This window comes from Sphingomonas chungangi, assembly GCF_013778325.1.
Lineage (GTDB): Bacteria > Pseudomonadota > Alphaproteobacteria > Sphingomonadales > Sphingomonadaceae > Solisphingomonas > Solisphingomonas chungangi.
The window spans coordinates 1-611 of the sequence record NZ_JACEIB010000010.1 but is presented as its reverse complement, the minus strand read 5'-3'; the positions used below and the strand labels follow the sequence as shown (position 1 = coordinate 611).

General features: G+C 63.7%; 1 protein-coding gene. It reads left to right on the top strand.

What is annotated here, in order from left to right:
* Positions 1 to 21: 21 nt before the first annotated feature.
* Positions 22 to 611 (top strand): polyphosphate kinase 2 family protein (locus HZF05_RS13505; protein WP_160364576.1); only part of this gene is annotated, 590 nt, incomplete at its 3' end.

The following is a 611-nucleotide window of genomic DNA, read 5'->3' as shown; positions in this document are numbered from 1 at the left end:
CCGCTGGCATGTTACAGCCGCATGAAGAAGCACGAATACGAAAAGCAGCTGCGGGATCTCCAACTCGCGCTGCTCAGGATGCAGCAGTCGATGATGAAGACCGGGGAGCGCGCGGTCGTCGTGCTCGAGGGCCGGGACGCCGCTGGCAAGGACGGCACGATCAAGCGCATCACCGAACATCTCACGGCGCGTGCCACGCGCGTAGTGGCGCTCCCGAAGCCGTCCGACGTACAGCTCGGGCAGTGGTATTTCCAGCGTTACGTCGACCATCTCCCGACAAGCGGCCAGCTCGTGATCTTCAACCGCAGCTGGTACAATCGCGCCGGCGTCGAGGTGGTGATGGGTTTTTCCACCGAAGCCCAGCAGGCCGAGTTCCTGCGCGATGCGCCCGACTTCGAGCGGATGCTCGTCGAGAGCGGCATCCGGATCGTGAAGATCTGGCTCGACATCGACAAGTCCGAGCAGAAGGAGCGGCTGGAGGCGCGCAAGGATGATCCGCTGAAGGCGCTCAAGATCAGCGACATGGACCAAGTCGCGCAGGTCAGGTGGAAGGCCTATTCGAAGGCGCGCGACACGATGCTCGAGCGCACCCACACGCCGCTGGCACCCTG